22 protein-coding genes are annotated in these 26728 nt (G+C 65.3%); 10 read left to right on the top strand and 12 right to left on the bottom strand.

The annotated features are described in order from the left end of the window. Nucleotides 1-3: 3 nt before the first annotated feature. Genes AOT87_RS18055 through AOT87_RS18070 form a run of 4 tightly spaced genes read right to left on the bottom strand, consistent with a single transcriptional unit; the run spans nucleotide 4 to nucleotide 4109 of the window. Complete coding sequence (locus AOT87_RS18055; RefSeq protein WP_057967358.1) at nucleotides 4-840, bottom strand: sulfurtransferase; 837 nt, start codon at nucleotides 838-840, stop codon at nucleotides 4-6. A 25-nt stretch (nucleotides 841-865) separates the two neighbouring features. Continuing rightward, complete coding sequence (locus AOT87_RS18060) at nucleotides 866-1696, bottom strand: mycofactocin-coupled SDR family oxidoreductase (RefSeq protein WP_109398608.1); 831 nt, start codon at nucleotides 1694-1696, stop codon at nucleotides 866-868. A gap of 8 nt (nucleotides 1697-1704) precedes the next feature. Further along, entirely contained in the window at nucleotides 1705-2499 is a 795-nt protein-coding gene (locus AOT87_RS18065; RefSeq protein ID WP_057967356.1) for a mycofactocin-coupled SDR family oxidoreductase, read from the bottom strand. Then, a complete protein-coding gene (locus AOT87_RS18070; RefSeq protein ID WP_057967355.1) occupies nucleotides 2496-4109 on the bottom strand; it encodes an NAD(P)/FAD-dependent oxidoreductase in 1614 nt (537 codons plus the stop codon). The genes AOT87_RS18065 and AOT87_RS18070 overlap by 4 nt, the downstream gene beginning before the upstream one ends. A 131-nt stretch (nucleotides 4110-4240) precedes the next feature. On the opposite strand from AOT87_RS18070, the gene AOT87_RS18075 reads away from it, so the two are divergent. From AOT87_RS18075 to AOT87_RS18090, 4 genes are all read left to right on the top strand, one after another. Beyond that, entirely contained in the window at nucleotides 4241-5422 is a 1182-nt protein-coding gene (locus AOT87_RS18075; RefSeq protein WP_057967354.1) for an acyl-CoA dehydrogenase family protein, read from the top strand. Next, entirely contained in the window at nucleotides 5422-6321 is a 900-nt protein-coding gene (gene bphC, locus AOT87_RS18080) for a biphenyl-2,3-diol 1,2-dioxygenase (protein WP_030096206.1), read from the top strand. Before AOT87_RS18075 ends, bphC begins: the two co-directional genes overlap by 1 nt. A gap of 166 nt (nucleotides 6322-6487) precedes the next feature. Continuing rightward, a complete protein-coding gene (locus AOT87_RS18085) occupies nucleotides 6488-7336 on the top strand; it encodes an IclR family transcriptional regulator (protein WP_057967353.1) in 849 nt (282 codons plus the stop codon). Beyond that, nucleotides 7333-8253, top strand: coding sequence for an alpha/beta hydrolase (locus AOT87_RS18090; protein WP_057967352.1), 921 nt, complete (start codon nucleotides 7333-7335; stop codon nucleotides 8251-8253). Before AOT87_RS18085 ends, AOT87_RS18090 begins: the two co-directional genes overlap by 4 nt. On the opposite strand, the gene AOT87_RS18095 is transcribed toward AOT87_RS18090, so the two are convergent. Together AOT87_RS18095 and AOT87_RS18100 are read right to left on the bottom strand one after the other, a co-directional pair. Further along, nucleotides 8250-8507 (bottom strand): ferredoxin, encoded by a 258-nt coding sequence (locus tag AOT87_RS18095; protein WP_078321777.1) that lies wholly within the window; start codon nucleotides 8505-8507, stop codon nucleotides 8250-8252. The genes AOT87_RS18090 and AOT87_RS18095 overlap by 4 nt on opposite strands. Then, nucleotides 8504-9658 carry a Rieske 2Fe-2S domain-containing protein gene (locus tag AOT87_RS18100; RefSeq protein ID WP_057967351.1) on the bottom strand — a complete coding sequence of 385 codons (1155 nt, stop codon included), beginning with the start codon at nucleotides 9656-9658 and terminating at the stop codon, nucleotides 8504-8506. The genes AOT87_RS18095 and AOT87_RS18100 overlap by 4 nt, the downstream gene beginning before the upstream one ends. 173 nt (nucleotides 9659-9831) lie before the next feature. On the opposite strand from AOT87_RS18100, the gene AOT87_RS18105 reads away from it, so the two are divergent. Continuing rightward, a complete protein-coding gene (locus AOT87_RS18105; RefSeq protein ID WP_057967373.1) occupies nucleotides 9832-11538 on the top strand; it encodes a 3-ketosteroid-delta-1-dehydrogenase in 1707 nt (568 codons plus the stop codon). Here AOT87_RS18105 and AOT87_RS18110 read toward each other — a convergent pair whose 3' ends face one another. Continuing rightward, nucleotides 11539-12228 (bottom strand): PadR family transcriptional regulator, encoded by a 690-nt coding sequence (locus AOT87_RS18110; RefSeq protein ID WP_057967350.1) that lies wholly within the window; start codon nucleotides 12226-12228, stop codon nucleotides 11539-11541. Between the two features lie 86 nt (nucleotides 12229-12314). Between AOT87_RS18110 and AOT87_RS18115 the strand changes: the two genes are divergently transcribed. Together AOT87_RS18115 and AOT87_RS18120 are read left to right on the top strand one after the other, a co-directional pair. Beyond that, nucleotides 12315-12749, top strand: coding sequence for a MarR family transcriptional regulator (locus tag AOT87_RS18115; RefSeq protein WP_030096199.1), 435 nt, complete (start codon nucleotides 12315-12317; stop codon nucleotides 12747-12749). Nucleotides 12750-12789: 40 nt separating this feature from the next. Then, a complete protein-coding gene (locus AOT87_RS18120; protein WP_198528412.1) occupies nucleotides 12790-13869 on the top strand; it encodes a DUF1254 domain-containing protein in 1080 nt (359 codons plus the stop codon). A gap of 6 nt (nucleotides 13870-13875) precedes the next feature. Here AOT87_RS18120 and AOT87_RS18125 read toward each other — a convergent pair whose 3' ends face one another. Then, nucleotides 13876-14436, bottom strand: coding sequence for a TetR/AcrR family transcriptional regulator (locus AOT87_RS18125; RefSeq protein WP_057967349.1), 561 nt, complete (start codon nucleotides 14434-14436; stop codon nucleotides 13876-13878). 71 nt (nucleotides 14437-14507) lie between these two features. Between AOT87_RS18125 and AOT87_RS18130 the strand changes: the two genes are divergently transcribed. Continuing rightward, nucleotides 14508-15440, top strand: coding sequence for a TauD/TfdA family dioxygenase (locus AOT87_RS18130; protein ID WP_030096196.1), 933 nt, complete (start codon nucleotides 14508-14510; stop codon nucleotides 15438-15440). A 95-nt stretch (nucleotides 15441-15535) separates the two neighbouring features. Here the strand turns inward: AOT87_RS18130 and phoA are convergent, their stop codons facing one another. The 4 genes from phoA to AOT87_RS18150 all read right to left on the bottom strand — a co-directional run bounded on the left by phoA (nucleotide 15536) and on the right by AOT87_RS18150 (nucleotide 20124). Then, on the bottom strand, nucleotides 15536-17095 hold the full coding sequence (gene phoA / locus AOT87_RS18135; RefSeq protein WP_057967348.1) for an alkaline phosphatase: 1560 nt from the start codon (nucleotides 17093-17095) through the stop codon (nucleotides 15536-15538). 126 nt (nucleotides 17096-17221) lie between these two features. After that, nucleotides 17222-18361: a PDR/VanB family oxidoreductase gene (locus AOT87_RS18140; protein WP_057967347.1), complete on the bottom strand. Its 1140-nt coding sequence runs from the start codon at nucleotides 18359-18361 to the stop codon at nucleotides 17222-17224. Beyond that, the gene (locus tag AOT87_RS18145) at nucleotides 18361-19278 is read right to left on the bottom strand and encodes a metal-dependent hydrolase (protein WP_030096193.1); all 918 of its coding nucleotides are present in this window, start codon (nucleotides 19276-19278) and stop codon (nucleotides 18361-18363) included. The genes AOT87_RS18140 and AOT87_RS18145 overlap by 1 nt, the downstream gene beginning before the upstream one ends. A 9-nt stretch (nucleotides 19279-19287) precedes the next feature. Further along, on the bottom strand, nucleotides 19288-20124 hold the full coding sequence (locus tag AOT87_RS18150; RefSeq protein ID WP_057967346.1) for an SDR family NAD(P)-dependent oxidoreductase: 837 nt from the start codon (nucleotides 20122-20124) through the stop codon (nucleotides 19288-19290). 493 nt (nucleotides 20125-20617) lie between these two features. Here AOT87_RS18150 and gltB point away from each other — a divergent pair, with 493 nt between their 5' ends. Together gltB and AOT87_RS18160 are read left to right on the top strand one after the other, a co-directional pair. Continuing rightward, nucleotides 20618-25210 (top strand): glutamate synthase large subunit, encoded by a 4593-nt coding sequence (gene gltB, locus AOT87_RS18155; protein WP_057967345.1) that lies wholly within the window; start codon nucleotides 20618-20620, stop codon nucleotides 25208-25210. Continuing rightward, complete coding sequence (locus tag AOT87_RS18160) at nucleotides 25203-26669, top strand: glutamate synthase subunit beta (RefSeq protein ID WP_057967344.1); 1467 nt, start codon at nucleotides 25203-25205, stop codon at nucleotides 26667-26669. The genes gltB and AOT87_RS18160 overlap by 8 nt, the downstream gene beginning before the upstream one ends. Nucleotides 26670-26728: the final 59 nt, after the last annotated feature.

The following is a 26728-nucleotide window of genomic DNA, read 5'->3' on the forward strand; positions in this document are numbered from 1 at the left end:
CGGCTAGCTCGGATCGGGCCCGGTCGCGACGGGGCGCTGTGGATCGCTCGACCACTCCGACCACGACCCCGGATAGAGGGCGGCGTCGTATCCCGCGACGGCCAACGCCGCGATCTGATGCGTGGCGGTGACACCGGACCCGCAGTACACCGTGACAGGGTGCCGTCCGGCGCCGAGTAGCTCGAAGCGCTCGCGCAATTCGGCAGCGGGCCGGAAGGTGCCCTGCGGTGTAAGGTTCTCGGCAGTCGCAGCGGAGACGGCACCGGGTATGTGCCCGGCGCGGGGATCCAGGGGTTCTTCGTCGCCGCGGTAGCGGGCTGCCGCCCGGGCGTCCAGGACCAAGGCATCGGGTGATTCCGCTTGGGAAGCAATCGCATTGGCGTCGACCGAGGCGAAGCCGTCCAGCGAGGAAATGGTGATCCCGCCGGGCTCGGCGACAACCTCTCCCGTCTCGACGGGTCCTCCGAAGCGCTGCCAGGCCGCCCAGCCGCCGTCGAGAATCCGGACATCGGCAACTCCGGCGGCACGCAGCAGCCACCAGGCGCGCGAGGCCGCCTGCCCGTTCCAATCGTCGTAGACGACCACGGCGTCTCCGTCGCTCAGACCCCAGCGCCGGCCACTGGCCTGGAGAGCCTGCGGCGTGGGCAGCGGATGGCGGCCACGGCCCGTCGCCGAGTGGTCGGCGAGGTCGGCATCCAGGTCAACGAACACCGCGCCGGGAAGATGACCCTCTAGGTAGGCCGCGCGGCCGTTCGGCTGCATCACGGTCCAGCGCACATCGAGAACGCGAAAATCGGACAGGCGTTGTGCGAGTTCGTCGGCCGAGATGAGCACGTTCATGCCTCGACGGTACCGCCGAACGCTGCTACCGCTGCGTGCTGCCCGCGTCGACCGGCAGTGCGACCGAGGTGATGTAGCGCGCCTCGTCGGAGGCCAGGAACAGTGAGGCGTTGGCGATATCGAGCGGCTGTACCCACGGCAGGTCGAGCATGTTCATGGTCTTGGCGGCGTGAGCGAATTCTTCTCGAGTCGGTTCTTCAAGGTCGGGCCGGAACATCCGTCGCACATGGTCGTTCTGGATCATCGGGGTATCCACGTTGGTAGGGTGCACGGTGTTCACACGAATCTTGTGCGGCGCCAACTCCGATGCCAGTGAACGCATGAGCCCCACCACGCCATGCTTGGCCGCGACGTAGTGCGAGACCCCGACGAGACCGCGCAGTCCGGCGATGGAGCTCACCAACACCATGGAGCCGCCGCCACGGCTGATCAGGTGTGGAATCGCGGCGCGGGTGGTATGCCACACGCCGGTCAGGTTGACGTCAAGCATGGTCTGCCACACGCTTTCACTCATCTCGGTGAGCATGCTGCGCGAGCTGATTCCGGCGGTGGCACACACGACATCCAGTCCGCCGAATGCGGTAACCGCGTCGGTGACAAAGGTTTCCAGGGCACGCAGATCCCGTACGTCGACCACACCCGGAATGACCCGCTGACCGTGAGACTCCACCAGATCGGCCGTCCGGTCCAGGTCGGCCCGTGTCGCGGGCGGTGTGACGGTGGTGTGTACCGGCGCGCAGATATCGAGAGCGATGACATCGGCACCCTCCTGCGCGAAGCGTTCCGCCTGCGCACGCCCAATACCCCGGGCAGCACCGGTGACCAGCGCCACTTTGCCCGCCAATCGTCCTGTCACGCGATTCATCACACTTTCTGCGTTAGTCCGGCGTCGACCACCAGCTGGGTGCCGGTGATGTAGCGCGCTTCGTCGGAGGCCAGGAACACCACGGCATTGCTGATGTCCACGGTGTCCACCCACGGCACCGGCAACAAGGTGCGCGCTGCGAGGGCTTCGGCAGCGTCGGCCTCGGTGGGATGTGCGAGGTCCGGCCGCAGGCGAGCGATGACCTCGGGATTGAGGATCATCCCCGTGTTGACCGCGCCCGGATGCACGGTATTGACCCGAATACCTAACGGTCCCAGCTCATTGGCGGCCGTGCGGGCCAGGCCCACGACGGCGTGCTTGCTCGCGGTGTAGTGCACGGTGTTGGGGGTGCCCTTGAGGCCGTTCGTGGAACTGATGACCACGATGGAGCCGCCCGCTGTCAGGTGTCGCACCCCCGCCTGAACGGTGTGGAGGACACCCGTCAGATTCACGTCGAGCGACCGCCGCCAGGCATCTTCGGTGATCTCCCAGGAGGGGCCGAGGCTTTCGTAGATTCCGGCGTTGGCGACGACGATGTCCAGCCGTCCCAGCATCTGCACTCCGGCATCGATGGCCTGGGTGAGTGATTCCGGATCGCGGACATCGGCGAAGCCGGGCACGCAGCGCCGGCCGCGATACTGCACCTCTTTGACGGTGTCGGCCAGCTCGGTGCAGCCCGGTAGGTCGATCGCGATGACATCGGCACCCTCCTCGGCGAGGCGCTCGCAATGTGTGCGTCCCATGCCGCGGCCTGCGCCGGTGACCAGCGCAACCCGCTCCAGCAGCCGTGTCACGCGTTGCTACCGCTCAGGGCAAAGCCCTTGTACCCGCTGGCAGCGACATCGGCACAGATGGCCCCGTACACGCCGAAACCACCGATGAACGGCATGAAAACCCTTGGCTTGCCGGGGATATTGGCGCCGAGGTACCACGAGTTGGCTTGCGGGAACATGGTGGAGGCGGCGCGTTCATTGCACTCGGCGACCCAGTCGTCGACGGCTCGAGGGTCGGCCTCCACTGCCGAGAAGCCGTGTTCGGCCATATGTCCTAACAGCTCGCCGATCCAATCCACATGCTGTTCGGCACCCAGCACCATGTTGGCCAGCACCGAGGGGCTGCCCGGGCCGGTCACGATGAACAGGTTGGGGAATCCGTCGACCCCGAGCCCCAGATAGGTGCGCGGCCCGGCCCGCCAGGTGTCCTGGAGTGTCTTGCCGCCCCGGCCCCGGATGTCGATCCGATTCAGCGAGCCCGTCATGGCATCGAACCCGGTGGCGAAGACGATCATGTCGAGTCCGTAATGCTGTGCAGTGGTGGTAATTCCGTCGATGTCTATCGACTCGATCGGGCTGGTGCGCAGATCCACGACATGCACATGATCCTGGTTGAATGTCTGAAAGTAGTTGGTGTCAGTGCAGATTCGCTTGGTGCCGATGGGATGATCCGTCGGGATGAGAACATCGGCGACGGCGGGATCGTCGATGACAGCGCGCACCTTCTCCTCGAAGAAGGCGCGCGCTTCGTCGTTGGCGCGCATGTCGGCCGTCTGATCCGGGAAGGTCTTACCGAACAGCACCCCGCCGAGATCCCAGCGTTGCTCGAACGCGGCCCGCCGCTCTTCGGCGGTGATCTCCAGAGTCTTCTTGGGATGGGCCTGGTGTGGGGAGCCGCCGCCACTTGCCCGGGATTGTCGCCGCCGCTCGTCGTAGCTGGCCTTCACCTCGGCGCGGCGTTGCGGAGTGAGCACGGTATTACCCGCGGGGACACTGTAATTGGCGGTGCGCTGGAATACGAAGAGTTCGCCGGCGGCCTGGGCGGCGATGGGCACCAATTGGATACCCGAGGATCCCGTGCCGATGATCCCGATGCGTTTGTCGGTGAAATCCACGCCTGCCGTCGGCCAGTGTCCGGTGTGGTACAGCTCGCCGGCGAATGCATCACGCCCGGGGATGTCGGGCATGTTGGCGGTGGACAAGGCGCCGGTGGCCATGACGCAGAACCGCGCTGTCACCTCGTCCCCTCGGTCGGTACGCACCGTCCAGGACATCTGTCCCTCGTCAAGTACCGCCGACGTGACGCGGGTACGGCAGCGGATGTCGCGGCGCAGGCCGAACCGGTTGGCGACATGATTGATGTACCTCAGGATCTCCTCCTGGGTGGCGTACTTCTCGGTCCAGTCCCAATCCTGTTGCAGCTCATCGGAAAACGAATAGGAATAGTCGATGCTCTCCACATCGCAGCGCGCACCCGGGTACCGGTTGAAGAACCAGGTGCCGCCCACGTCCGAGCCTGCTTCGAACACGATGACCGACAGGCCCTGTGACCGCAGCCGTTGCAGGGCATACAACCCGGCGAAACCGGCGCCGACCACCACCACATCAACGCTTTTAACGAGGGCCTTCACGGTTGGCCACGCTAGGTCCGTGTCGCAATCCCCCGGTCCCCCATTCCCGGTGACCGGTCAATCAGATCCAACGGACCGCTGATCGGGAAAACGTCCCATGGGGATGGGGTGGCGAGCGCACTATCAAGCGCATGACCGAACGCGTAATCGATCGCATCAACGATCTCGCTGACCAGCTACGTGAGCAGGCGTGGGAGGCGGAGAAGCTGGGCAAGCTGCCCGACGAGACCGCCAAGATGCTCAGGGCTGCCGGACCGATCCGGCTGCTCCAGTCCAAGGGGTACGGCGGATACGAGGTGCACCCTCGCGAGTTCGCCGAAACCGTCATGGCCACAGCCACACTGGATCCCGCCTCCGGCTGGATCTGTGGGGTCGTCGGTGTGCACCCCTGGCAGGTGGCCTTTGCCGACCCCAAGGTTGCCGCCGAGATGTGGAGTCAGGACCAGGACGTTTGGATGGCCTCCCCCTATGCGCCCACAGGTGTGGCCAAGCCGGTGGACGGCGGATACATCTTCAACGGACGGTGGCAGTTCAGCTCGGGCACCGACCACTGCGACTGGATCATCCTGGGCGCGTTGCTCGGTGACGGCGAGGGCAAGCCCCTCATGCCACCGAAAATGCTGCATATGATCCTGCCGCGTCAGGACTACGAGATCGTCGAAGACTCCTGGAATGTGGTGGGGCTGCGCGGTACCGGCTCGAAAGACATCATCGTCAGGGACGCGTTCGTACCGTCGTATCGGGTGATGGACGGGGACGAGGTGATTGACGGCACCGCGCAGCGCAACGCCGGCATGACCGGCACCCTGTACCGGATGCCGTGGTCGACGATGTTCCCACTGGGTATCAGTTCGGCCGTGATCGGCATCGCCGAAGGTGCGCTGGCCGCGCACCTGGACTATCAGCGCGAGCGGGTCGGGGCCCAGGGCACCGCGGTCAAGGACGATCCGTATGTGCTGTTCGCGATCGGGGAGGCCGCCGCCGATATCAATGCCGCCCGCCAGGAGATCCTCGCGAATGTCGACAAGATCTGGGACATCGTCGATTCAGGCAAGGAAGTGTCATTCGAGGACAGGGCCGCGGGCCGTCGTACCCAGGTGCGCGCCGCATGGCGCGCCGTGATGGCGGTCGATCAGATCTTCTCGCGTTCCGGGGGTAACGCGATGCGCTTGGACAAGCCCTTGCAGCGGTACTGGCGTGATGCGCACACCGGGCTCGCCCACGCGATTCATGTGCCCAGCACCGTGTTTCACGCATCGGCGTTGAGCTCGCTGGGCATCGAACCGCAGGGCCCGCTGAGGGCGATGATCTGATGCTGAAGAGCTTGGGATACATCACCGTCCAAACCCAGGACATGGACCGTTGGCGGTATTTCGCCCTGGGGGTGCTGGGATTCGCCGAAGGCAGCGGGCCCGACCCCGGAGCGTTGTACCTGCGGATGGATGAACGTGCCGCGCGGATCGTTGTGGTGCCCGGCGATACGGATCAGGTCGTCACGATCGGCTGGGAGGTGCGTGACGGCGCGGCGTTGCGCGACGTCACGCGGGCAGTGGAGGCTGCGGGCCTTGGGGTTAAGCAGTTGTCCGTCGAGGAGGCCGACGCGCGGCGAGTGGAAGAGGCGGTGACGTTCACCGACCCCGGCGGCGCCACGGTCGAGGTGTTCCATGGCCCGGTACTGGACCACAGCCCGGTGGTCACGCCCTTCGGTGCGCGATTCGTCACCGGCGCTCAGGGGCTCGGGCATGTGGTGCTGCCGGTCACCGATCCGGATGCTGCCTTCACGTTCTATACCGAGGTGATGGGATTCCGGTCGAGGGGAGCGTTCCGCATTCCCGCGCCTCCGGAGTTCGGCCCGATGCGGGTGCGATTCCTGGGCATCAACGAGCGCCACCACAGTTTGGCGCTCTGTCCCGCGCCGCACGGTGGTGCACCGGGGCTTGTCCACGTGATGGTCGAGGTGGACAGTCTCGATGCCGTGGGGCAGGCCCTGGACCGGGTGTTGAAATCAGACTCCACGGTCTCTTCCACTTTGGGGCGCCACACCAACGACAAGATGGTGTCCTTCTACGTCCGGGCTCCTGGCGGCTGGGATATCGAGTTCGGTACTGAAGGTATGCGGGTCGACGAAACGTATTACACCGCAGAGGAAATCACTGCTGATAGCTACTGGGGCCATGACTGGTCGGGCAGCGAGCCGCTGGCCGCCATGTAGCCCCGGTCTTCTCTCCGGCAAAACAGACGCCTGTTGCAGACGCAACGGGCGTCTGTTCGCGTGTGGGGGCTCTGCGGGGTTGTGGCGGCGGACACACTCATGATACAAACAGGTATATGACTAATAGTCATATGTGACCGAGACCCCAACGCCGTGGGAGGGCACCATGACCACCATCACCGCCGAATCGGCGACCCCGAGCGCTGTCATCGATCGGGTATCCCTGCTGCTTGACGCCTTCGACGGCCCGGGCCGGCTCACGCTGGCGCAGCTGGTGCGCCGCACCGGCCTGCCGCGCTCGTCCGTTCATCGCATGCTGGAGCGGTTGGTACAGCTGCGGTGGTTGCGACGCGATGGTCGCGACTACGAACTGGGCACGCGATTGGTCGAGCTCGGCTCACTCGCGGTGCATCAGGACAGGCTGCATGCGGCCGCGCTGCCGATGCTGCACGAGCTGCATCGGGCCACCGGGCTCGTGGTCCACTTGTCGATCCTGGACGGCACAGACGTTGTGTACCTGGAGAAGATCGGTGCCGCGATGGGCGCGGCCCTGGCCACCCGCATCGGTGGTCGCCAGCCGGCGCACTGTACGGCCTCGGGTAAGGCGATCCTGGCGTACCAGCGCCAGACGCTCGACGAGTTCACCGCGCTGGCCCGCAAGACGCGCTACTCCATTGGCTCGGCGGCACAGCTGCGGCCCGAGCTGGATAAGGTTCGCGGTCACGGCGTGGCCTTCGACCGTGAGGAGCTGCAGCAGGGCATCGGCTGCGTGGCCGCCCCGATCGGAAGCATCGGCGATGCTGTCGCCGCGGTTTCGGTATCCGGGCCGATGCCGAGGATGACCTTCGATCAACGGCTGGTGGCTCCGGTGCGCATGACAGCGATGGGCATCTGGCGCAATGTCGAGAACGGCCCGACCCGGGTGGCGCCGACCCTGCAGCCGATTCGGCCACTGCGGTGCGGCCCGTCCTCTGCTCCGCGCGAGACGAACTCACGCGCACTGCAATACGCGTGAGCCTCGATCCACAGATCGCGGCGCTGCTTCCATCGCTGAACGAGGGGTTTCCGCGCGTCGAGACGATGACCGGAGCGGCGGCGCGCGCTGCCGTCCGTGCCCGATACACCGCACCGGCCGATCCGCTGCCGATGCGTTCGGTGACCGATGAGTACGCCTCCGGGCCTCATGGTGAGATACCGGTCAGGGTGTACCGACCAGTTGCGGCGGGGCCGCTAGCTACCCTCGTCTTCGCCCATGGTGGCGGATTTGTCTTCTGCGACAAGGACTCCCACGACGGCTTGTGCCGACGGCTGGCCAATCAGATGCCCGCCGTGGTGGTATCGGTGGACTATCGGCGCGCGCCGGAACATCGGTGGCCGGCGGCGGCGCACGACATGTTTCTGGCGACGTGTTGGGCGGTGCGTCAGGCGCGCACTCTCGGCGGAGACCCCAGCCGCGTCATCGTGTGCGGCGACAGCGCTGGAGGCAATCTCGCCGCAGTCACCGCGCTGATGGCCCGCGATATGGGTGGGCCCGCCCTCGCGGGCCAGATCCTGATCTACCCGGTGGTGGACGCGAATTTCGACACGGACTCTTATCGGCGGTATGCCAACGGTTACTACAACACCCGCGCCGCCATGCAGTGGTATTGGGATCAGTACCTGCCCGATCACGCCCTGCGCACACATCCCTACGCGGCACCACTGCGGGCAGATCTCACTGGACTACCTGCCGCGGCGGTGGTGACGGCGCGTTACGACCCGCCATGCAGTGAGGGTGAAGCCTACGCGCGGGCGTTGCAGAAGGCGGGGGTTGCGGTGCGCTACCGGCGCTACGACAACGCCATTCACGGTTTCATGACCATGCCGAGTCTGGACCTGGCCGCCGCCGCGATCGAGCGGTTGTGCCGCGATGTCCACGAGTTGCTTGCTTAAACGCCGTACTCTTCGGCGAGAACGGGTAGTCGTCCGCTGCGTGCGGCATCGAGAATCGAGCCCCGCAGCTCCGGGCACACCAGGAACAGTCCGGTGCTGTCCCGCCGCCGAAGGCACCGAGATTCGGCCTGGGCATTCCACTGCACGCTGGTCTGCTGCCAGCTACTCTTGCGCGCCAAAACCTCTGCGCCGCAACGCTGACAGCCGACCGGCACCATCGGTGAGTCGGCCAGGCGATTATCGGCGCGGATCACGACGATGAGCTTCCGGCCATCGCCGCGAGGTTCTCCTCGATCTGCGATTTCCAGGCCTCCCCGGGACGAGTGGTGTCCACCTCGTACTCGAACCGGTCGATCATCTCGTCGGCCACATCCTCGGCGTCCACATAGAACTGCTGGTACCAGCGCCGCAACTGGTACACGGGGCCGTCCTCCTCGCACAGCAGTGGATTGTCGATACGTGCCTTGTTCTTCCAGATCTGCACATCCTGCTCAAACCCGATCTTCACCCAGTCGCCGAGTGCGATAGCAGCGCCTGTGGCGGCGTCATCGGGCAAAGCCGGTGACTTCTTGACGATGATGCCGTATTGCAGCATAAAGGAATCCGCATCGATCGGATAGTGACAGTTGATGAGAATCGATTGCTGGTCGCCGCCAACGAAGTGGTAGGTCAGGTCATCGATCATGAAGGAGGGTCCGTAGTACGACGCGACGGAGGTCTGTCCGATCATCTCCACCCCTTCCGGGCTGGGCACGTCCGGCCGGGTTCCGCCGTTCATGTACTGCGTCGCAACGTGGCCCTCGAAGATGTTCTTGAAGTACGTAGGCAGCGCACCGTGTACGTAGAAGAAGTGCGCCATGTCGACGACGTTGTCGACGATCTCTCGGCAGTTGGTGTTGACAATCGTTGTGTACCAGTGCCAATCGGTCCACTCGTCACTGCCGGCGCCCTCGATCCGGGGAATCGTTATGCCCGCCGGCGGCGGACTCCCTTGCGGGTCATTCCAGATGAACAGCATGCCGTCCTGTTCCAGCGTGGTCCAGGTCGCCGTGCGTGCGAGCTTGGGGGTGCGACGGCTATAGGGCACCTGCTTGCAGCGGCCATCGCCGCCCCAGCGCCAATCATGAAATGGGCAAGCGATTTCGTCACCCTTGACCTCGCCCTGGCTGAGGTCACCGCCCATATGCCTGCAGTAGGCGTCCAAGACGCTGATCTTGCCTCCGGCGCCGCGGAACACCACAAGCTTTTGACCGAACGCGTTGATGGAGTGTGGCTTTCCGTCGCCGAAGTCCTTGATGAGGCCAAGGCAATGCCAGCCGCGGGCGAACCGGGTAGGCGCCGCGTCCGCCTCGATGCTTCGCACCTTCACAGAATCAAGATCGGGCTCTGACTGGGCTGTCGTCATGGACCCGTTCTAACAGCGTCTTCGCTCTCACAGCAGGGGGTCGGTCCGCTCACCGGACACCGGTTGTCGCCCGCAGAGCTGACGTCCCGCTGGGAGGGAATCGGCGGCTACCGCGAGGAACTATCGGCATAACCTCGCGGGCGTTCAGACCTATTCGACGGAGGTACATGCAGATGGCATCAGCACCCCATGGGCTGATTCCGGCGGGAACCGTCGCGGCCGACACCGAGGTCGATCTGCTGGTGGTCGGCGCGGGAACGGGGATGGCCGCCGCGCTGGCCGGCAGTGAGCGCGGACTGTCGGTGCTGATCGTCGAGAAATCGCACTACGTGGGTGGGTCTACCGCCCGCTCGGGAGGAGCCCTGTGGCTTCCGGCGAGTCCGGTGCTGAGTGCCGCCGGCACGGGCGACACCCTGGATAAGGCACGCGCCTACCTGCGGTCGGTGGTCGCGGGAACCGCTTCGGAGGCGCGCAGCGACGGGTTCCTTGAGCACGAATCGGCGACCATCGAGATGCTGATGCGACTGACACCGATGCGTTTTACCTGGTGCCGGGACTACGCGGATTACCACCCCGAAGAGCCTGGCGGCAGCCCGGTCGGGCGTACCTGCGAATGCCGCCCGTTCGATGCATCCGTGCTGGGCGCGTACCGAAACCGACTGCAACCGGGTGTCATGAAGCCCCCTGCGGTCCCGATGCCCGTCACCAGCGCCGACTATCGGTGGATGAACCTGATGGCACGGCTCCCTCGTAAGGCTTTGCCGCTCATCGTGAAACGAGTCGCGCAAGGAGTCGGCGGGGCGGTACTGGGCCGGCGCTACCTGGCGGGCGGTCAGGCCCTGGCGGCGGGACTGTTCGCCGGGGTGCTGCGTGCGGGGATTCCGATCTGGACGGACACCTCGCTCGTGCGTCTGGTCACCCAGGGCGCGCGTGTCACCGGCGCGGTGGTCACTCACGAGGGCCGCGAGATCACGGTGACGGCCCGTCGAGGCGTCGTACTGGCGGCCGGAGGCTTTGACCACAACATGGAGATGCGGCACAAATTCCAGTCGGCGACCCTCGGCAGGAACATGAGCCTGGGTGCCGACACCAACACCGGTGATGCGCTGCAGATAGGCCAAGAGTGCGGTGCGGCAATCGATTCCATGAGCCAGGCCTGGTGGTTCCCGGCGGTGGCGCCGCTGCCCGGCGGTAGCCCAAAGGTGATGCTGGCGGAGCGATCGTTACCGGGATCGTTCATCGTCGACCAGACCGGACGACGCTTCATCAACGAGGCAACCGACTACATGTCGTTTGGGCAGCGTGTACTTGAGCGGGAGCGGTGCGGCGACCCGGTGGAATCGATGTGGATCATCTTTGACCGGCAGTACCGCAACTGCTACGTCTTCGCCGGACAGCTGTATCCGCGTATGCCGATACCGGCCAGCTGGTTCAATGCCGGAATTGCTTATCGTGCAGAGAGTTTGGCGGCACTGGCGCCGATGATGGGGATACCGCGCGAGGAGTTTCTGGCCACGGTGCGGCGATTCAACGCATCGGCGGCAGCCGGTGATGACATTGATTTCCACCGGGGCCGCAGCGTGTACGACCGTTACTACGGTGACCCGACCGTGACACCGAATCCGAACCTGCGGCCGCTGCATGACGGCCCGTTCTATGCGGTGCGCATGGTGCTGAGCGACCTGGGCACCTGCGGCGGACTTCGTGCGGACGAGCGCGCACGCGTGCTGCGCGAAGACGGCACCGTGATGGAGGGGCTCTACGCGATCGGCAATACCGCCGCCAATGCGTTCGGCGCCACCTATCCGGGTGCGGGGGCCACGATTGCTCAGGGGCTGGTGTACGGCTACATCGCCGCACAGGACGCGGCGGTGCGGTAGCTACTCCGGCGAATCGTGTTGTTTAGAAAGCTTTTCGGCATCAACTCGTTTTTCGACCTCGCGCCAGTAACCCGGGACGAGGCGAGGGGTTCCGCCGTCGGGATCGGCCTTGTCGAATTCCTCCGCGGCCTCGGCAAGATCGTCGATCATCATCAGCGCGAGATCGCGCTCGGCCGCGTAGTAGCGCTCGGCCCATTTGAGTGCCACGCGCGAGTACGCCCAGGCAGGCTGGGCCGCAGCGCCATCCGCATCGAGCGCCGCGCGCCGTTGCATGTTTTCGGAGTACTCGACGTGACGTTCGAGAATCTCCTTGAGCCTGGCCGGATCCGTCATATGGCCCTGCATGACGCGCAGCACCACGCTGTGCTTGAGAACCTGCGGCTCGGCGGGCGTCTCGTTCGCCCACTGGTTCATCGCAGCCATACCCGCAGCCGTGATCTTGTACAGCCGGCGGCTACGGGCGCCGTTGTCGTGATCGACTCGCGACGTGGCGTACCCGATCTTTTCCAGTTTCCGTAGTTCCGAATAGATCTGGCTGAAGGAAGGGCTCCAGTAGAAGTAGCTGATACTCCAATCCGCCCACTTCTTGATGTCATAGCCGGAGACCTCTTCCTCGTAGGAAAGCATGCCGAGGATCGTCCAGCTGGTGGCAGCGAGATTCGGTTCGTCGGGCGAACTGGTTGCTGCCATCGATCAAGGGTAGCAACGCGACATGCCGTCCAGGGCGCTCCGGGGCCGCTCAGCGGGAGAATGGTAACTGTGTCAACATGACTGATATGGATGAGCAGGAATGGCAACCGCTCGGTGCGTTGATGTACCGCGTCTCGGCGGCCTTGCGTTCGGAGATCACGGCGGCGTTGGCGCCCCTGAATCTGCCATTCCCCCAGTACGTCTGCATGCGGGTGTTGTCCAAGAACCCCGGCTGGTCCAATGCGGATCTGGCCCGTGCGACGGATGTGACCCCGCAGTCGATGAACACCGTTTTGCAGGCGCTGCAGGACGCCGGTCTGGTGTCACGGCCGGACACCGTGGACTCCGGCCGTGCCCGGCCCGCTCAACTGAGCCGGTCCGGGGCGGCACTTCTCAAACAGGCTGACGTGCTGGCACGAGAGGCCGAAGAGCGCCTGCTCGCGGACATCTCGGCGGGGCAGCGCGCCGACTTCTTCCAGACCCTCCGCGACATCGCGGGCGAGGATGGCCCTACCTGCTGAATCGCTTCTCGTTGCACTGTCGGCGGGTAGCTTCGATGCCATGAACAGGCTTGTGGCAGGTGTGATGGTCGGTGTAACGGCAGTTCTGGCGGGGTGCTCGGCGCATCCGCCGTCGGCGGCTCCCGCCAACACACCGAGTGCGTTGTCCCCAGAGCGGCGCACACCCGAGGGCGCCATCGTTGTCACCCCTGACAACTTTGCGCGGGCAGAGTCGGACCTGTACTTCGGCAACATCGTGAAGGATGGCGGCTTCGGCTCCTTCCATCACATCCGGGAGTTGTCACCACTGGATCGGCAGCTGGTAATCCGCCAGAACCGTGACACCCTCTACTCGTCGGCGGTGTTCGACCTTGACGCGGGTCCGGTCACCATATCGATGCCTGACCCGGGGCAGCGATTCATGTCGCTGCAGCTCATCACGGAGGATCACTATGTTCCGGCCGTCTTCTACGGCAAGGGTCAGCACACAATCACCAAGGAACAGAACGGAACCCGCTATGTAGCCGCCGCCGTGCGGACCTTGGTGAACCCGGGTGATCCCGCGGACCTCGCGGAGGTCCATGCCTTGCAGGACACTGTGACGGCACAACAAGAACGCCCCGGGAGCTTCGATATCCCTCAATGGGACAGTGCAAGTCAACAGAAGGTGCGCGAAGGCCTGCTCGAGCTGGCCGCGACACTTCCCGATACCAAGGCAACGTTCGGTACCAGGGACACCACCGACCCGGTCCGCCATCTGATCGGTACCGCCTCGGCCTGGGGCGGCAACCCCGAGAAAGACGCCCTCTACCTCGATGTCAACCCAGCCAAGAATGACGGCACCACGGTGTATCGACTGACGGTCGGACAGGTACCGGTAGATGGATTCTGGTCGGTCACCGTCTACAACAAGAACGGGTACTTCACGCCGAACTCCCGTAATGCCTACTCACTCAACAACATCACCGCGCGACGCGGAGCCGGGGGCGACACCACGGTGCAGTTCGGTGGGTGCACGGACACCACGGTGAACTGCCTGCCGATCACGCCAGGCTGGAACTACATGGTCCGGCTGTACCGCGCGCAACCGCAGATTCTCGACGGCCAGTGGGTGTTCCCGGAGGCGCAACCCGTCGCCTAGTGGAATCTATTGGGGTGTAACGAGCTTGGCGACTTGCCCGGCGACCTCTGCGCGGATATCGGCATCGGACATGTCGTCCAGGCCGAAGCCGGCACGCAGGCTGGGCCCCATCAGCCGCCAGCCGAGCTGCAGGGCAATCGCGTGGGCCCCCGCTAGCCGGGCCTCACGCTCGTCCGCATGACCGGGGCGTATCTGTTCGAGTAGCCACTCCATCCCGGGTCTGCGCTCCTGGAGTTCTTCGATGGGAAAGCCGTCGAGCGTGGAGCGCACCATCACTCGCAGCTGCAGATCATGTGCGGCCTCCAGGTCCGGAGCGGATGCCCCGGCTTCGCGTAGTGCGGCCCCGGTGTCGGCCAGGTGTTGCAGCGTGGAGGCCAGCAGCTGGCGTTTGCTTCCGAAATGGCGATGCACTAGGCCGTGGTTCACCCCGGCGCGGGCGGCGACCTCGCGGATGGATGCGGCGGCGGGCCCCTTCTCGGCGAAGAGCTCGGCGGCGGCGTTCAGAACGGCCTCCACCACTTCTTCCTTGCCTACGGGCTTGGCAGCCGTTGCCTCGGGTGTAGTCATGTGTGTACAGTAGCGGACGAGCGAGTGTAGTCATTTGACTACACCGAATTATCGGGAAGAAGGAGCGGGTCATGAGCAGCGATGTACGTGTGGTGAAGCTGGGCGAGAACATCGGCGCCCGTATCGACGGAGTGCGCCTCGGCGAAGTGGACGCCGAGACGGCAGCTGCCATCAACGAGGCCATGCTGGAGCACAAGGTGATCTTCTTCCGCGGACAGCATCACCTCGACGACGAAGCGCAGTTCGCTTTCGCGCGCTGCATGGGCGTACCGACATCGCCGCACCCCACGTTGAAGTTCGACGGAGAGCGTGTGATGCGGCTCGACTCGGAGGAGGGGGGCCGCGCCAACCAGTGGCATACGGATGTGACCTTCGTGGACCGGATTCCGAAGGCCTCGATCCTGCGCGCGGTGGAGCTGCCACCGTATGGCGGAACAACCACGTGGACCTCCACGGTGGCGGCCTACCGGCAGCTGCCCAAGGCCCTGCAAGAGTTGGCGGACAATCTGTGGGCCATGCACAACAACCAGTTCGATTACGCCCAAGTAGATCCCGCGAAGGTGGCCGAACTGCTGGCCAAGGCGGGATCCGGATCCAAGTATGTGCGCGAGTTCGGGTCGACGCATTTCGAGGCGCACCACCCGGTGGTTCGGGTGCATCCCGAGACGGGCGAGAAGGCGCTGCTGCTGGGCAACTTCGTGAAGCGGATTCTGGATGTGAACGGCAGCGAATCGCAAGCGCTGTTCCGAATGTTCCAGGATCGGATCACCTGGCTGGAGAACACGATTCGATGGAGCTGGGAGCTCGGTGACGTCGCGATGTGGGACAACCGCGCCACCCAGCACTATGCCGTCTCCGATTACGGTGACCAACGGCGCCGGATGCATCGCGTCACCCTGGCCGGTGATGTGCCGGTGGGTGTCAACGGTGAAAGCAGCCGGGTGATCTCCGGGGACGCCAGTGACTACTCGGTGATCGACAACCCGAAGCGGCTGGTGGCGTAGGCCTCAGGGCATCGAGTGGGAATTTCGCGAGGAAATCCGGCCGATTCTCCTCGCGAAGTTCCCACTCGGCTGTTCGAGCCCGGTGCGCGTGGCCGTCAGGCCCCGCGCCTGCCCAAGAAGAACGTGGCGGCGGCGCCCAGCGCGGCTGCCACCACCGCAATCCCTCCGGCCAGCCACCAGGACGGGCCGTTCGAGGCGTCGGGGCTCTTGGATCCGAGCAGCGCACCGACGATCGTGTTGAAGTTGTCGGTCTGATCGGTGAGTCCGGAGACGTTCGCGGCACCCGGCCCGTAGGCGGCGATGCGCACCTGCGTTCCCGTGTGCGTCTGCGACTCCCCCTCTGGCGCGGTGGGATACATGATCCGCATGGTGGCGCCGTCGGCCGTCTTCACCGCGACCGACAGGGCGGTGGGGTTGTCGAAGTCCTCGGGAACGATGAGCGAGGAGTGCCCGTGATCGGCGGTCACGATGACCAGGGTGTTGCCGTCCTTGCGGGCGAAGTCCAGCGCCGCCGCGACGGCCTCGTCCAGCGCGATGGTCTCACCGATCTGACCGCAGATGTTGGCCGCGTGATCCTGCTTGTCGATCGACGCCGACTCCACCTGCAGGAAGAAGCCCTTGTCCTGCCCCTTTTTCGAGTTCACCAGCAGGTCAATGGCTTTGGTGGTCATCGCGGACAGTTGAGGTTGGTCTTTGGGCAGCTCGGGGTTGGGCCGGCAGGTGGTTGCGGGCAGCTTGCCGCCGTTGGGAACCGCCGCGGGCACCTTGTCCCACTGCACCGGCAGGTTGCCCTTCGCGAACACACCGAGCACCGGATTGTCCAGGCTGCCTACCTTGTTCAGATCACCCGCAGTGGTGGGCAGCTGGTATCCGGCGGCCTTGGCGACATCCAGTGAGGTCTTGCCCTTGTGCTCGCCGGCGGTGATGGTCTCCTCGAAGTACTTACCGCCGCCGCCGAGGCTGATATCGGCCCGGGTGGCCACCAGCTGCTCGGAGATCGAGCCCTTGCCGCCGTTGTCGACGGCGTTGCCCGCGCACTTCTCGAGGGTCTCCTTGGGGCCCTTGCAGTCCCGATCGACGACATGGGCGGTGAGCACCGCCGGGGTGGCGTCCTGCAGCTCCGCGGTGGTGACGTTTCCGGTGGCGAATCCCTGCTTCTGCACGATCTCCAGGATCGTGTCCAGGGGCTTGCCGTCGAGGTCGACCGAGATGGCTCCGTTGTAGGTCTTGGTCCCGGTCGCCCACCCGGTGCCTGAAGCCGCCGAGTCGGTCACGTAGTCCGGCTTGCCCTTCTCGGGACCGTCCTTGGTGAGCGCGAACGTGGTGTACTCACCGGTGATGGGCAGCGCGTCGAGTCCGGGAAGGGTCCCGGCGGCGCCGTGCTGGTAGTTGCGCGCCGAGGTGATCTCCGAGGTCCCCATGCCATCACCGATCAGCAGGATGACGTTCTTGGCGTTGCGGCCCTGCACCGAGTTCCGCAGATCTGCCGCCTTGTCGCCGTCGCGTCCGCCCGGCGTACGGTTGGCGCCACCGGTCTTCGCGATCTCGCCGACAGGCACCTCGGGAGCGTCCGAGGGCGGTGCGGCGGCCGCGGACGGAGCAAGGGCCAGGATCAGTGTCGAGGTGAGGGCGATGACTGCGTGGGAGATGCGCATCGGGCCAGTTTCCAGGGAACCGATGAACGCTCGGTGAACCGATGGGGAAACGCCTCACTCAGACCGAGGTTATGGCGCATACGTCTCGCACAAATTCGCCACAACCTCGGCCTCGGCGCAGAGGTGTTACTCGGCGGGCAGATCCAGAACCAGGCGCCCTTCCCCGCGCGATACGCAGGTCAGGATCTGTCCCTCGTCTCGCTGGGATTCGGTGAGGATCTGGTCCCGATGGTCGACGGTGCCTGCCAGCACATTCACTCTGCAGGTACCGCAGAAACCCTGCTGGCATGAATACGCCACATGCGGCAGCTGCTTCTTGATGACGTCCAGCGCCGTGCGATCGGCGGGCACCTCGAGCACCGGCCCACCGGGGCCCAGCTGTACCTCGAAGGGATGACCATCCACCACGGGTGCGGCGGCAAATCGCTCGAAATGCAGTTCCACCGAAGGCATTTCGAGTAGGCGCCGCTGCAGGACGGCGAGCATCGGTGCGGGGCCGCAGCAGTACACCGCGTCGTTCTCGCCCACCTCGGGCAGCAGGTCATTGGCGGTCGGCAGACCCGACTGATCGTCGGTCCGCACGATGACCCGATCACCAAAGCGTTTGAGCTCGTTGAGGAACGGGAGCGAATCGCGGTTCCGGCCGGTGTACACCATGGTCCAGGGCTTACCCAGCTGCTCGGCGAAGGCGATCATGGACAGGATTGGTGTGATGCCGATGCCGCCGGCCACGAAGTGCAGCTTGCGCGGTCCGGGCTGGGTCATCGCGAGCGGGAAGGCGTTGCGCGGTCCGAGGATCGACACGGTGGCGCCGATCTGAAGCGCGTCATGCACCTCGATGGAGCCACCGCCGCCCTCGGGGATACGACGCACGGCGATGCGGTAGTGGTACGGGTCGGAGACGTCGCCGCACAGTGAGTACTGCCGCATCCGGCCCGACGGCAGCAGTAGATCCAGGTGTGCGCCGGGATGCCACGGCGGAAGGCGTTCGCCGTCGGGTGCGGCGAGCACCAGGCTGGCGACGTCCTGATCCTTCGCCTCGATCCAGCGGTCCTTCACCACCAGCGTCAGCGTGCGGTCGACGTGGTTCTCGGGCGGTTTCTTGAGAATCAGCAGGGCGCCGATGGCCCGGACCGCGACCGGGAACAGCACGCTGCCGAGTGCGATCGTGGGCGACACCGGCAGGGTACCGTACAGCGTGGGCGGCAGCGAGGGCCGTTTGCGCTTGGGGGTGGGCTGCGGAGTGCGGCGAAAGCGATCGAACATCAGTAGCCGGCCGCGGCCTTCGCGGCGGGTGACGTACTCAGGTATGCCACCGCCTGTGCCGTGCTGCCCACCTGGTCGGGTGAGAAGCCGGGACGCATGAATTCCATGGCCGACTTGGCCAGCTCGCGCCACCGCAAGAACGCTCCCCGCTTCATGGCCTTGTTCATCTGCCGCAGCACGCCGAAGACGCCGTAGTTGGGCAGCGACGGGTCCTGCCGCACCAAGAACTTGGTGTAGCGGAGCATCACGCCCACCAGCAGCATGGTGGCCAGCACGAAGGTCAGCATCATGTGCCCGCGGCGGATCTGGAAGTACCGGGCCACGTCGTATGCGACGCTGCGGTGCTCGACCTCTTCGGCGCCGTGCCAGCGGAACAGGTCAACCATCTCCGCGTCGGCGTTGAACTTCTCGAAGGGGTGGTTGAGCACCCAGTCGCCGAGCACGGCGGTGAAGTGTTCGATACCAGCGATGAGGGCCAGCTTCTCCACCATCACGCGGTACCGGAGCTTCTCGCTGCGCAGCTCGTTGGTGCGCTCCAGCATGTGTGTGATGTATTCGATCTGGGTGATCGCGGGCGCGACGTTGATGCCGTTCTTCTCCAGGAAGTCGCCCAGCACCTTGCTGTGGGTCTCGGCGTGCACGGCCTCCTGGCCCATGAATCCGATCATCGCCTCGCGGATCTTGTCGTCCTTCACATACGGCAACGCGCGGGTGAAGGTGTCGACGAATGCCCGCTCACCCTCCGGCAGAAGGAGATTGAAGGCCGAGATGAAATGCGAGACGATGGGCTCGTTGGGGATCCAGTGCAGCGGCGTGTGGCTGGTGTCGAACTGGACATTGCGCGGCCGGAGCACTACCTCGCCGGGCTCAGTGGGTACGACGTGCAGGCCGGTGGCCTCAGTTGTGTTGCGCGCCATGGTGTCCTCCTATTTGTTGAGTTTGTTGCCAAGGCTGCCCCAGAAGAGCCGGTTCAGCGCCGGGGCCAGGCGGCTGAGGTGGTATTGCATGTGTGCTTCCGGGGTGACCGGGACGACCGACTTGCCTTTGAGGACGGCATTCACGATGCCCTTGGCCACCTTCTCCGGGCCGTAGCCGCGTTTGGCGTACAGTCCCGCGCCCTGCCGCTGGCGCTTGGCCTGGTCCTCGGCCGACAGACCGGAAAACTGCGTGGTGCGAATGATGTTCGTGTTGACGATGCCCGGGCAGATGGTGCTGACCTTCACCTTCGCGCGGGCGAGCTCGCCGCGCAGCACGTCGGAGAACATGAACACGGCGGCCTTGCTGGTGGCGTAGGCGCCCATCTCGGGGATCGGCGTGTACGCGGCGGCACTGGAGATGTTGACGATGTGACCGCTCTTGCGCGCAGCCATTCGGGGGCCGAACGCGCGGCAGCCGTACACGACTCCATTGAGATTGATGTTGAGCACGCGCTGGAAGTCCGCCGACGGCGTATCGAAGAATCGTCCGGCCTGGCCGATGCCGGCGTTGTTGATCAAGACGTCCGGCACTCCGTGCGTGGCGCAGACTTCGTCGGCGAACGCGGTCACGGCGCTCTCGTCGGATACATCCAGGACATAAGGATGGGCGGTGCCGCCCAATTTCTCCACGAGCCCGACGGTCTCGTTGGCGGTGTCGAGGTTGATATCGGCGACAACGACGCGGGCCGCCTGGCGGGCGAAGGCCAACGCGGTCTCGCGGCCGATGCCGCTTCCGCCGCCGGTCACCACCACCAGGCTGTTGCGCTGTGCACTGCCGGATGTCATGCATCCTCCGAATCCTGCGCACCGAGCGCGCTTACGTGATAGCGGAGATTGTAAATCACCAAACGGGGGTCAAAAAAGACGCAGCGTTTGGTAAAGGGGTCCGGTGGTGTTTATCGAGGAAACGGGCGTTGACCTACACGTTGAGAGAACGACGCCGCAAGGTGTCGCGCCATCTAACCACCCGAGTTGGCGTCCACCGGGGTTCCTGACATATCGTTTTGATTACTTGTCGCGTCGGGGCACGAGATCCGCTGGTCAACGGTGTCCGGCGGGTGCCTCATCGTCGGAGCCGGATGCTCTTCACGCAAGCGGTTCATCGCCGCGAGCCCACGAAGCAGACGGCCGAGAAGGACGCTACGGACAAGGGCCAACGGGCCAGCCCCGGGGTTTGAGCACCACCCCGTGCCGGTCTGTGGGGCACCTTCGAGGAGGGCATTGACGGGTGCATACAGCCTGTGCACCCAGGGAGGCCCTGGAGACGAGACGAGCAGCCATGCCACACCCCGCGACCGGGCTCTACAACCCGGCCTACGAGCACGATGCGTGCGGTGTCGCCATGGTCGTGGATATGCACGGCCGGCGCAGCCGCGACATTGTGGACAAGGCCATCACCGCACTGCTGAACCTGGAGCACCGTGGTGCCGCGGGAGCCGAGCCCAATAGCGGTGACGGCGCCGGAATCATGCTGCAGATCCCGGACAAGTTCTTCCGCGCTGTCGTGGACTTCGAACTGCCCGCCGAGGGCAGCTACGCCTCGGGTATCGCGTTTCTGCCTCAGGGATCCAAGGACGCGGCGGCGGCGTGCGAGGCCGTCGACAAGATCGTCGAGGCAGAGGGTTTGACCGTTCTGGGTTGGCGTGAGGTTCCGCACGACGACTCATCGCTGGGAGCTCTCGCCCGCGACGCCATGCCCACCTTCCGGCAGCTCTTCATCTCCGGTGCCTCCGGTATCGACCTGGAGCGGCGCGTCTACGTGGTGCGCAAGCGCATCGAGCACGAGCTGGGCAACCAGGGATCGGGCCGGGGCAGCCTCGGCGAGGAAACCGTCTATTTCCCGAGCCTTTCCGGCCGCACCTTCGTCTACAAGGGCATGCTGACCACTCCGCAGCTGCGGGCGTTCTACCTCGACCTGCAGGACGAGCGCGTCGAGAGCGCACTGGGCATCGTGCATTCGCGCTTCTCCACCAACACCTTCCCGTCCTGGCCCCTGGCGCACCCCTACCGCCGGGTGGCGCACAACGGTGAGATCAACACCGTCGCGGGTAACGAGAATTGGATGCGGGCCCGTGAGGCGCTCATCAAGACCGATGCCTTCGGCGATCCTGCCCAGCTCGACAAGATCTTCCCCATCTGTACGCGCGGTGCCTCGGACACGGCGCGGTTCGACGAGGCACTGGAACTGCTGCACCTGGGTGGCCGCCCCCTGCACCACGCGGTGCTGATGATGATCCCCGAGGCGTGGGAGCGGCACGAGTCCATGGACCCGCAGCGCCGCGCGTTTTACGAGTACCACGCATCCCTCATGGAGCCCTGGGACGGGCCGGCCTCGGTCTGTTTCACCGACGGCACCATTGTCGGCGCCGTGCTCGACCGCAACGGCCTACGCCCGTCCCGTGTTTGGGTGACCAACGACGGACTGGTCGTGATGGCCTCCGAGGCCGGTGTGCTGGATCTGGACCCCTCCACCGTCGTGCAGCGCACTCGCCTGCAGCCCGGCCGCATGTTCCTGGTGGACACCACCCAGGGCCGCATCGTCTCCGATGAAGAGGTCAAGGCGGAACTCGCCGCCGCGGAGCCGTACCAGAAGTGGATCGACGAGGGTCTGGTGCGCCTGGAGCAGCTGCCGGACCGCCCGCACCAGCACATGCCGCACAACCGGATCGTGTTGCGCCAGCAGGTATTCGGGTACACCTATGAGGAGATCAACCTCCTGGTGGCGCCGATGGCCCGCACGGGTGCCGAGGCACTCGGCTCAATGGGCACCGATACCCCGATTGCCGTGCTGTCCAACCGGTCCCGGATGCTGTTCGACTACTTCCAGCAGCTTTTCGCGCAGGTCACCAATCCTCCGCTGGACGCCATCCGCGAGGAGGTCGTCACCAGCCTTGGCGGTGTGATTGGCCCCGAGGGCGATCTGTTGAACCCGACCGCCGAGTCGTGCCACCAGATCCTGCTGCCGCAGCCGGTGTTGCACAACGACGAGCTGGACAAGCTCATCCACCTCGACCCTTCGGACGAGGTCAACGGGCGTCCGCATGGCTTCTCCAGTCGCGTGATTCGCTGCCTGTATCCGGTTGCCGAGGGCGGTGCGGGACTGCGGACCGCCCTGGAGTCGGTGCGCGCGGAGGTCTCCGCGGCCATCGCAGGCGGCGCCCAGGTGATCATCTTGTCCGATCGCGAGTCGGACGATCAGATGGCGCCGATCCCTTCACTGTTGGCTGTTGCCGCGGTGCACCACCACCTCGTACGCGAGCGGTCCCGCACCAAGGTCGGTCTGGTGGTCGAGGCCGGAGACGCCCGCGAGGTGCACCATGTGGCGGCACTGGTCGGTTTCGGTGCGGCCGCCGTCAACCCCTACATGGCCTTCGAGTCCATCGAAGATCTGATCGACCGCGGCATGATCTCGGGTGTGGAGCGCGACAAGGCGATCCGCAACTACATCAAGGCCGCGGGCAAGGGCGTGCTCAAGGTCATGTCCAAGATGGGCATCTCCACCCTGGCCTCCTACACGGGTGCCCAGCTCTTCCAGGCCATCGGCCTGTCACCGGAGCTGCTCAACGAGTACTTCACCGGATTGGCTTGTCCGACAGGCGGTATCGGTCTGGACGAGATCGCCGCCGACGTTGCCTCCCGTCACCACCTGGCCTTCCTGGAGCGCCCCGAAGAATGGGCGCACCGGGAGCTCGAGGTCGGTGGTGAGTACCAGTGGCGGCGTGAGGGCGAGTACCACCTGTTCAACCCCGACACGGTGTTCAAGCTGCAGCACTCCACCCGGACCGGCCAGTACTCGGTCTTCAAGGAGTACACCCAGTTGGTCGACGACCAGAGCGAGCGGATGGCTTCGCTGCGCGGTCTGCTGAAGTTCAAGTCCTCCGAAGACACTGGGCGCGCGCCGGTTCCGCTGGACGAGGTAGAGCCCGCCAGCGAGATTGTGAAGCGTTTCTCGACCGGGGCGATGAGCTTCGGCTCGATCTCTGCCGAGGCGCACGAGACCCTGGCGATCGCGATGAACCGCCTCGGTGCTCGATCGAACTCCGGTGAGGGCGGCGAGGATCCGCGTCGATTCACGCCCGATGAGAATGGCGACTGGCGTCGCAGTGCCATCAAGCAGGTGGCCTCCGGCCGGTTCGGTGTGACTTCGCACTACCTGAGCAACTGCACCGACATCCAGATCAAGATGGCGCAGGGCGCCAAGCCCGGCGAGGGTGGGCAGCTGCCCGCGCACAAGGTCTACCCATGGGTAGCCGAGGTGCGGCACTCCACACCCGGCGTGGGACTGATCTCCCCGCCGCCACACCACGACATCTACTCGATCGAGGACCTGGCGCAGCTGATCCACGATCTGAAGAACTCCAACCCGCAGGCGCGTATCCACGTGAAGCTGGTGTCGGAGAACGGTGTTGGCACGGTCGCCACGGGTGTTTCGAAGGCCCACGCCGACGTGGTGCTCATTTCGGGGCACGACGGCGGCACCGGTGCCACCCCGCTGACCTCCATGAAGCACGCGGGTGCGCCGTGGGAGCTGGGTCTGGCCGAGACACAGCAGACGTTGTTGCTCAACGGTCTGCGTGACCGCATCGTCGTGCAGGTCGACGGCCAGCTCAAGACCGGTCGCGACGTGATGATCGCCATGTTGCTGGGCGGCGAGGAGTTCGGTTTCGCGACCGCTCCCCTGGTCGTCTCGGGCTGCATCATGATGCGCGTCTGCCACCTGGACACCTGCCCGGTGGGTGTGGCCACGCAAAACCCCGTGCTGCGCCAGCGGTTCAACGGCAAGCCGGAGTTCGTGGAGAACTTCTTCCTGTTCATCGCCGAGGAAGTCCGGGAGCTGATGGCCGAGCTCGGTTTCCGCACCGTCAACGAGGCCGTCGGCCAGGTTGGCGCGCTGGACACCGAGAAGGCGATCGCGCACTGGAAGGCCAGCAAGATCGATCTGACCCCGGTGCTGACGGAGCCGGAGTCGGCGTTCATGAACCAGGACCTGTACTGCAGTGGGTCGCAGGACCACGGCCTGGAGAAGGCGCTGGACCAGCAGCTGATCGTGATGAGCCGCGAGGCCCTCGATCGCGGTACTCCGGTGAAGTTCGAGACGCTGATCACCAACGTCAACCGGACTGTCGGCACCATGCTTGGGCACGAGGTCACCAAGGCCTATGGCGGCGAGGGACTTCCGGACGACACCATCGACATCACCTTCACCGGCTCGGCGGGGAACAGCTTCGGCGCGTTCGTGCCGCGTGGCATCACGTTGCGGTTGTTCGGCGATGCCAACGACTACGTGGGCAAGGGACTGTCCGGCGGGCACATCGCGGTGCGCCCCTCCCGCGAGGCGCCGGCAGACTTTGAGGCCGAGAAGAACATCATCGGCGGAAACGTCATTCTGTTCGGCGCCACCAGCGGTGAGGCCTTCCTCAACGGACTGGTGGGCGAGCGGTTCGCCGTGCGCAACTCGGGTGCATCCGCTGTCGTCGAAGGCGTGGGCGATCACGGCTGCGAGTACATGACCGGCGGCACCGTGGTGGTGCTCGGCCCGACCGGGCGCAACTTCGCCGCGGGGATGTCCGGCGGTGTGGCCTATGTGTACGACCCGGCCAAACAGCTGGTGGACAACCTCAACGACGAGATGGTCGATGTGGACGCGCTGGATCCTGACGATGAGCAGGTGCTGCGCAGCCTGATCGAAAAGCACGTAGCGGCGACCGACTCTGCTGTCGGACAACGCATTCTGGCCGACTGGAGCGGCCAAAGCGACTCCTTCGTCAAGGTGATGCCTCGCGACTACCGTCGCGTGCTGGAGGCCATTGCCGATGCGGAGCTGACCGGAGGCGATGTGAACGAGGCGATCATGGCGGCAGCTCGTGGGTGACCCAAGCGGCTTTCTGACCCACACCACCCGCGAACTGCCGAAGCGGCGTCCCGTGCCGTTGCGGCTGCTCGACTGGAAAGAGGTCTACGAAGACTTCGAGCACACGGCCCTGCAAACGCAGGCGTCGCGATGCATGGACTGCGGAATTCCGTTCTGCCACAAGGGTTGCCCCCTGGGTAACTTGATTCCCGAGTGGAACGACATGGTGTACCGCGGAAACTGGCGTGAGGCCATCGAGCGGCTGCACGCCACCAACAACTTCCCGGAATTCACCGGCCGGCTCTGCCCCGCGCCCTGTGAGGCGTCGTGTGTACTGGGCATCAACCAGGACCCGGTGACCATCAAGCAGGTCGAGGTCGAACTGATCGACAACGCCTTCGAAAACGACTGGGTCAAGCCCATTCCGTCCGAGGTGAAGACCGGCAAGAAGGTCGCGGTGGTTGGTTCGGGTCCGGCTGGTTTGGCTGCGGCGCAGCAACTTACGCGTGCCGGACATGATGTCACCGTGTATGAGCGGGCAGACCGCATCGGTGGTCTGCTGCGGTACGGCATTCCCGAGTTCAAGATGGAAAAGCGCCACATCGATCGGCGGTTGGACCAGATGCGGGCCGAGGGCACGGTTTTCGAGGCCGGAGTGAACGTCGGCGTCGACATCACCGCCGATGAGCTGCGCGCGAAATTCGATGCGGTGGTGCTCGCGGGCGGGGCGACGGCTTGGCGTGACCTTCCGGTTCCGGGACGCGAGCTCGAGGGCATCTACCAGGCCATGGAGTACTTGCCCTGGGCCAACAAGGTGCAGCTGGGCGACGACGTCGTGGATGAGGACGGGCAGCCCCCGATCACCGCAAAAGACAAGCGCGTCATCATCATTGGCGGCGGCGACACGGGTGCTGATTGCCTGGGTACCGCGCACCGACAGGGTGCGGCAAGCGTCCAGCAGTTCGAGATCATGCCCAAGCCGCCGGAGCTCCGTTCCGAGCGCGACCCGTGGCCGACCTACCCAACGCTGTTCCGGGTGGCCTCCGCGCACGAAGAGGGCGGCGAGCGGATCTACGCCGTCAACACCGAGCGGTTCCTCGGCGAGGACGGCAAGGTGACCGGTTTGCGAGCCCACGAGGTCGTCTTCAACGCCGGAAAGTTCGAGAAGGTCGAGGGCTCGGACTTCGAGCTGGAGGCCGACATCGTCTTCCTGGCAATGGGATTCGTGGGTCCGGAGAAGCCGGGCCTGCTGGAGAACCTGGGCGTGGAACTCACCGACCGCGGCAATGTGGCGCGCGATGGCGCGTATGCGACGTCGGTGGACGGCGTGTTCGTGGCCGGCGATATGGGCCGGGGCCAGTCGCTGATTGTGTGGGCGATTGCCGAGGGTCGTTCCGCCGCTGCCGCGGTGGACGAGTACCTGACCGGTGAGACGGCGCTGCCCGCGCCGATCAAGCCGACTGCCGCACCACAGCGCTGAGCTTCCTGGTCGGCGTTGCCGGGCTCGCGAGGGCCGGTAGCTCCGGGCGATTTCACCTC

It is taken from the genome of Mycobacteroides sp. H003 (genome assembly GCF_001440135.1).
Taxonomy (GTDB): Bacteria; Actinomycetota; Actinomycetes; order Mycobacteriales; family Mycobacteriaceae; genus Mycobacterium; species Mycobacterium gwanakae.